Origin of the sequence: Pseudomonas agronomica, assembly GCF_025917275.1 — a bacterium.
GTDB classification, from domain to species: domain Bacteria; phylum Pseudomonadota; class Gammaproteobacteria; order Pseudomonadales; family Pseudomonadaceae; genus Aquipseudomonas; species Aquipseudomonas agronomica.
In genome coordinates this window covers 1-6,159 of sequence record NZ_JAOSHO010000311.1, presented here as the reverse complement: position 1 = coordinate 6,159, position 6,159 = coordinate 1, and the positions used below count along the sequence as shown (strand labels likewise).

The 6,159-nt window shown below is 60.7% G+C and carries 6 protein-coding genes; 4 read left to right on the top strand and 2 right to left on the bottom strand.

Annotation, left to right across the window (positions count from 1 at the left end):
• Both OC610_RS19205 and OC610_RS19200 read right to left on the bottom strand, forming a co-directional pair.
• Nucleotides 1–692, bottom strand: a 692-nt coding sequence (locus OC610_RS19205; protein ID WP_264429878.1) for a pyrroline-5-carboxylate reductase family protein, incomplete at its 3' end; no start/stop codon positions are given.
• The gene (locus OC610_RS19200; RefSeq protein ID WP_264429876.1) at nucleotides 689–1,390 is read right to left on the bottom strand and encodes a TetR/AcrR family transcriptional regulator; all 702 of its coding nucleotides are present in this window, start codon (nucleotides 1,388–1,390) and stop codon (nucleotides 689–691) included. The genes OC610_RS19200 and OC610_RS19205, both read right to left, overlap by 4 nt.
• A 224-nt stretch (nucleotides 1,391–1,614) precedes the next feature.
• Between OC610_RS19200 and choW the strand changes: the two genes are divergently transcribed.
• The 4 genes from choW to OC610_RS19180 all read left to right on the top strand — a co-directional run bounded on the left by choW (nucleotide 1,615) and on the right by OC610_RS19180 (nucleotide 6,140).
• Entirely contained in the window at nucleotides 1,615–2,463 is an 849-nt protein-coding gene (gene choW / locus OC610_RS19195) for a choline ABC transporter permease subunit (protein WP_264429874.1), read from the top strand.
• Nucleotides 2,460–3,683: a choline ABC transporter ATP-binding protein gene (gene choV / locus OC610_RS19190; RefSeq protein ID WP_264429873.1), complete on the top strand. Its 1,224-nt coding sequence runs from the start codon at nucleotides 2,460–2,462 to the stop codon at nucleotides 3,681–3,683. The genes choW and choV overlap by 4 nt, the downstream gene beginning before the upstream one ends.
• A 75-nt stretch (nucleotides 3,684–3,758) precedes the next feature.
• Nucleotides 3,759–5,012, top strand: coding sequence for an aromatic ring-hydroxylating oxygenase subunit alpha (locus OC610_RS19185; RefSeq protein ID WP_264429871.1), 1,254 nt, complete (start codon nucleotides 3,759–3,761; stop codon nucleotides 5,010–5,012).
• A 9-nt stretch (nucleotides 5,013–5,021) separates the two neighbouring features.
• The gene (locus tag OC610_RS19180) at nucleotides 5,022–6,140 is read left to right on the top strand and encodes a hybrid-cluster NAD(P)-dependent oxidoreductase (protein WP_264429870.1); all 1,119 of its coding nucleotides are present in this window, start codon (nucleotides 5,022–5,024) and stop codon (nucleotides 6,138–6,140) included.
• The last annotated feature ends 19 nt before the right edge of the window (nucleotides 6,141–6,159 follow it).

The following is a 6,159-nucleotide window of genomic DNA, read 5'->3' as shown; positions in this document are numbered from 1 at the left end:
GCGGCGGCCGTCACGCCGCGGTAGGCGACCAGGGCATCGATCATGTGTTGCGCGTCATGATTGGCCAGCAACTGGCTGCTGTTGACCACCACATTCTTTGCGGCAAGCTGTGCAACCTCCGCAGGTATTCCCGCCGCCATCGCCTGATTCGCCAACGCCGTCATCAACAAGGCAGGAAAGGCCGGACCGGTGCCCGACAGCGCGGAGAGGTAATCAATGAAATCTTCCTGCTGGACCTCGGCAGCCGTGCCCACGCATTCGAACAAGCGCTGAACCAGCCTTTTCGTCGTCAGCTCTGCCACGCCAGCGCAATACCACGGCGTAAAGGATTGCCCGATCTCCACCGCCGCGTTGGGCATCGCCCGTACGACCCTTTCAGCCGAGGTCTGCGCGGCAATCGCCTGCGCCGGGATCCCGGCCATCAGCGAAATGACCGTCTTGCCCATCGCGTCGAGGGTCAGGCTGGCGAATTGCTCGGGTCGTACCGCGATGACGATGACGTCGCTGCGATCCACCAGTGCCTGGTTGTCGGTGACCAGGCAAACGCCTTGCTGCGCCAGTGGATGTGCCCCGGAGCGATTGGAAAGGATCAGATTACCCGCCGGCAACAAGGCCTTCGCCAGCACGGCCTTGGCAATCGCCCCGCCCAGCCAGCCCGTACCGCCAATGATGCCCAGCGTCGGTCCGGTCATTTTCCAGCCGTCTCTTCAAAGGTTTCCACCAGCGGCACGAAGACTCCTGGCTCTTTTTCGGCATAGCCGAATTTGCCATAGAAACGATCCAGCTCGCGCTGCTTGGGCACCTTGCCGGTGAAGATGCTCACGTAATGGGGGATGCGCTGGAAACGCACGGTGATCAGCTCGCTGGTGTTCATGGTGATGTAGCCGATCTGCGTCAGGTAGATCGTCCGGGCTCGTGCGTCGGCCCCCTGGCTGTCGTAGCCAAAGCGCTTGAACATGCTCGCCAGGGCGCCCATTCGCTGCTCGTCGACGACGGCAACTTCTTGGGCGACGTCGGCGGACTGGAGCGCCCAACTGCGCACCGCGAATTCAAATTGCGAGTCGAACAGTTGTGGGTTGAGCCAGCATTCGAAGACGTTCAGGATCGCCTCGGAGATGCTCTCGGCGTAGCTTTCGCTTTGCCGGATCAATCCTCCGGTGTTGGTCTCGCGCCAGCGCGACAGCAAGGCCGCCAGCAACTGTTCGCGATCCTCGAAGAACCAATAGAAACTGGTACGTGACAAACCCAGGCGCTTGGCCAACGGCATGACCCGGACCGCATCGATGCCGGATTCCTTCAAGGCCTCGTAGGCCGCTTCCAGCCACCCTTCGGGCGACCCCCGCCAACCCGCGTCCTGGGTCTTGCCACGTGCCTTCCCTACCTGGGGCATCTTGCATCCACCTTATTGAACATACGTGACCCGAATGTACTCGGATGCCCGCTAAATGTACACCTAAGTACATTTGATCGACTCACCGCCTCTTCTTCCCCCGAGAGCGCAAAAAGATTGATGAGAAAAAGTCATTAACGGCTGATTTTAAATGGTTTGTCAGCGTGGCAGGCCCGGGACGAGTATCAGCTCCAGGCAAACCAAAACAACAACGAGCCGCCTCTATGTGGACTACGCAAGAAAAACTTCCATTGGGCGAGCACATCGCCCGGTACGTCGAGTGGCTGACCCAGCATGGCGCTGATGTATTCGACGCCATATCGTCGTCGCTCTCCGAAATCATCGGCCTCTTCACCAGCGCCCTGCTCTGGTTCAATCCGTTGGCCTTGATAGGGCTGCTGGCGCTGCTCGCCTTCTACATTCAACGCAAGGTAAGCCTGACGCTGTTCGTCGCGCTGTCGTTCCTGTTGATCCTCAACCTGGGCTACTGGCAGGAAACCATGGAGACCCTGGCCCAGGTGACATTCGCCACGCTGGTGTGCGTGATCGTCGGCGTGCCGCTGGGGATCGTCGCGGCGCATCGCCCCTGGTTCTACGCAGCCTTGCGACCGGTGCTCGACTTGATGCAGACCGTGCCCACCTTCGTCTACCTGATCCCGACCTTGACGCTGTTCGGCCTCGGCGTCGTTCCGGGGTTGATCTCCACGGTGGTCTTCGCCATCACCGCGCCCATTCGCCTTACGTACCTGGGCGTGCGTGACGTGCCGCAAGAATTGATGGACGCCGGCAAGGCCTTCGGTTGCTCGCGCCGCCAGTTGTTGGCCCGCATCGAACTGCCCCATGCGATGCCGAGCATCGCCGCCGGCATTACCCAATGCATCATGTTGTCGCTGTCGATGGTGGTCATCGCCGCGCTGGTTGGCGCGGACGGCTTGGGCAAACCTGTCGTCAACGCGTTGAACACGGCTGATATCGCCATGGGCTTCGAAGCAGGCCTGGCGATCGTGCTCCTGGCGATCATCCTCGACCGCATCTGCAAACAGCGCGAAACCGTAAGACGAGGTGACGCATGAGCATCATTCGTTTCGAAGACGTCGACGTCATTTTCGCCCATCGTCCCAAGGCCGCCCTGGACCTGCTGGATCAAGGCTTTTCCCGGCCGGACATTCTGCAGAAGACCGGCCTGATCGTCGGCGTGGAAAAGGCCAATCTGGAGATCAACAAAGGCGAAATCTGCGTATTGATGGGCTTGTCGGGTTCCGGCAAGTCCAGCCTGCTGCGCTGCATCAACGGCTTGAACACGGTGAGCCGCGGCAAGCTCTTCGTCGAACACGAAGGTCGGCAGATCGACATTGCCGCCTGCACCCCAGCCGAGTTGAAAATGATGCGCACCCAGCGCATCGCCATGGTCTTCCAGAAGTTCGCCCTGATGCCCTGGCTAACGGTGCGCGAGAACATCGGTTTCGGTCTGGAGATGCAGGGTCGCCCGGAGAAGGAGCGGCGCAGGCTGGTCGACGAAAAGCTCGAACTGGTGGGCTTGACCCAGTGGCGCAACAAGAAGCCGGACGAATTGTCCGGCGGCATGCAGCAGCGCGTGGGGCTGGCCCGCGCCCTGGCGATGGACGCGGACATTCTGCTGATGGACGAGCCGTTCTCGGCACTCGATCCGCTGATTCGCCAAGGGTTGCAGGACGAATTGCTCGATCTGCAGCGCAAGTTGCACAAGACCATTGTGTTCGTCAGCCATGACCTGGACGAAGCCCTCAAGCTGGGGACGCGGATCGCGATCATGAAGGACGGCAAGATCATTCAGTACAGCAAGCCCGAAGAAATCGTGCTCAACCCAGCCGACGACTACGTGCGCAACTTCGTCGCCCACACCAACCCGCTGAATGTGCTGTGCGCGAAAAGCTTGATGACTCCGCTGGACCGGTGCGTCTTCGCCCAAGATGAATACTGCCTGGATACGGTACAGAACCTCTGGATGGCACTGGATCAGTCCCGAGGACTGGCCAGCATCCGACGAGGCGCAACCGCCCTGCCGACGCAACGCTGGGAGGATGGCAAGGCCCTCGGGACCTTGCGCCGCCAAGTCACACTGGTAGCGCCGGAAACCAACATGCGAGTCGCCTTGGGGATCCGTTATGAAACAGGTCATCCACTGCTCATAGTCGACGATGCCCAAACCGTCCTGGGCGTATTGGGCGACGTGGAACTGTACCGGGCACTGCTCGGCCATGACCTGTCGCGCCCGACTTTATCCGCTCCCTTGCCGGAGCCTTCGGTGGCTTGAACAAACGACACCCATTTTTTTTGCAGCACTGATTGCCCGCCAACCACCGATCATTTGCCTTGAGTGAGATCGACGATGAACCCTACCTTGAAAACCCATCGTGAACTGCTGGCCGATCGCGCCCCCGGCCATGGCATGCCCGGCGGTCTGTTCGGCCGCCAGGATATTTTTGAAACCGACGTCGATGTCTTTTTTACCAAACACTGGATCCTGGTGGGAGTCACCAGCGACGTTGCCGAACCCGGCGATGTCTCCACGATCGACATCGGCAAATCCTCGATCATCCTGGTGCGCGATGACGACGAGCATGTGCAGGCCTTCCGCAACGTCTGCCGCCACCGTGGGGCGCGCCTGAAACAGGCCGGCAAATCGACGGTGGGCATGCTGGTCTGCCCTTATCACCAATGGACGTACGACCTCGACGGCAGCCTGAAACATGCCGCGCACATGGGCAAGGATTTCGACCCGGGGTGCAAGAGCCTGATCCCTGTCCATACGCGCGTGGTCGGCACCCATGTTTTCGTCTGCCTGGGTGACGAGCCGCCAGAAGACATCCTGTACCTGGACCAGGTCATGACGCCGCGTTTCGCTCAATATGACCTTGCCCATTCCAAGATCGCCTACGAGTCGGAGATCATCGAGAACGGCAATTGGAAACTGGTGATCGAGAACAACCGCGAGTGTTATCACTGCGCCGCCACCCACCCCGAACTGACGGCGTCGTTCCTGCCGGAGGATTTCGGCTTCTGCACCGATGGACTGGGCGAGGACTCGCTCCAGGCGCTGCAGGAGTACCACCAGCGCAACGCCAATACCAAGCAGGACTGGGAGCGCGAAGGCTACCTGTGTGACGCCGTCGAGCATCTGGGCGAGGACGCGGTGACTCAGTTCCGCTCCCAGCGCCTGGTCATTGCGGGCAACGGCGAATCCCAGACCCTCGATACCCGCGTGGCCTGCAGCCGGCTGTTTGGCGACCTCACGCGTCGCGACCTGGGCGACATGCACTTGTGGACCCACAACTCATGGACCCACATCATGAGCGATCATGCGATCGTCTCGTACATCATCCCGCTGGCGCCCGATAGAACCCTGGTGCGCACCAAATGGCTGGTGCATGCCGACGCCGTCGAAGGCGTGGACTACGCGTTGGACAAGCTGACCGAAGTCTGGGCGGCGACCAACCTCCAGGACGCCAGCCTCGTCGGCATCACCCATAGCGGCACCCAGGACCCGGCCTACACGCCCGGGCCGTTCTCGGCGTTTACCGAAACCTATGTTGACCAATTCTCGCGCTGGTACGCGGCGCGTCTGGCCGCCCACGGCGTGTGAGGGATGAACATGACGACTTACGAAAAGCTGACGCGCCCTAGCCGTTTTACCGATCCAGCGACCTGGGGCGCGTTTGGCTCGCAATGGCACAGCGGCGAGCAGAAGACCTTGCAGTGTTGCTCCGTGCGACAGGAAACCCATGATGTAAAAACGTTCACTTTCCAATGCGCGGACTTCAGTGCGTTGAGTTTCGAGCCCGGTCAGTTCATTACCCTGTCGCTCGTCATCAATGGGCAGGCCATTGCGCGGTGCTACACCCTGTCATCTTCACCGACTCGCCCGTTCGCTTTTTCGATCACCGTCAAACGCGTGCCCGGGGGCGTGGTGTCGAACTGGCTGCATGACCAACTCAAGCCTGGAGACAACCTCAAGGCGTCCGGGCCGGCGGGCAGCTTCACGCCGGTTGGTCATCCAGCGGCAAAACTGTTGTACCTCTGCGCCGGCTCCGGCGTGACCCCGTTGATGTCGATGACCCGCGCCGCCTGCGACATGGTTGCCAATCTGGACATTGTTTTCGTACACAGCGCTCGTACGCCGGCGGATATCATTTTCCACGGCGAGTTGACGCGAATGCAGGCCGATATGCCGGGACTGCGGGTCATCGATATTTGTGAAGGGCTTGGTGACGCCAGCCACTGGCAGCAGCCGATGGGTCGTCTCGATTTGCCTTTGTTGAGCCAACACGTCCCGGACTTCAAGGAGCGAGAAATCTTTACCTGTGGCCCCCAGGGTTACATGGAAGCGGTCAAGGCGCTGCTCAGGGAGGCGGCGTTCGATTTCGCCCACTATCATCAGGAAAGCTTCGACATTGCGGTGCTGAATGAGGAGCCGTTGATCGAGCAAGCCGCCCCATTGGATCAACAGAGCGTTTTCACGGTCACGCTGGCACGTTCGGGCAAGACCTTCAGCATGCCCGGCCACCAGACCGTGCTGAGCGCCGCCAAAAAAGCCGGCGCAATCGTTCCGTCGTCGTGCAGCCAAGGCGTTTGCGGGACGTGCAAGACCGCCCTGCTGGAAGGCACGGTGGACATGAACCACAACGGCGGCATCCGGCAGCGGGAGATCGACAAGGGCCTGCGCTTGCTCTGCTGCAGCAAGCCGACGTCCAACCTGGTGATCGATCGTTAGCCGTCATGCCCTGATGAGC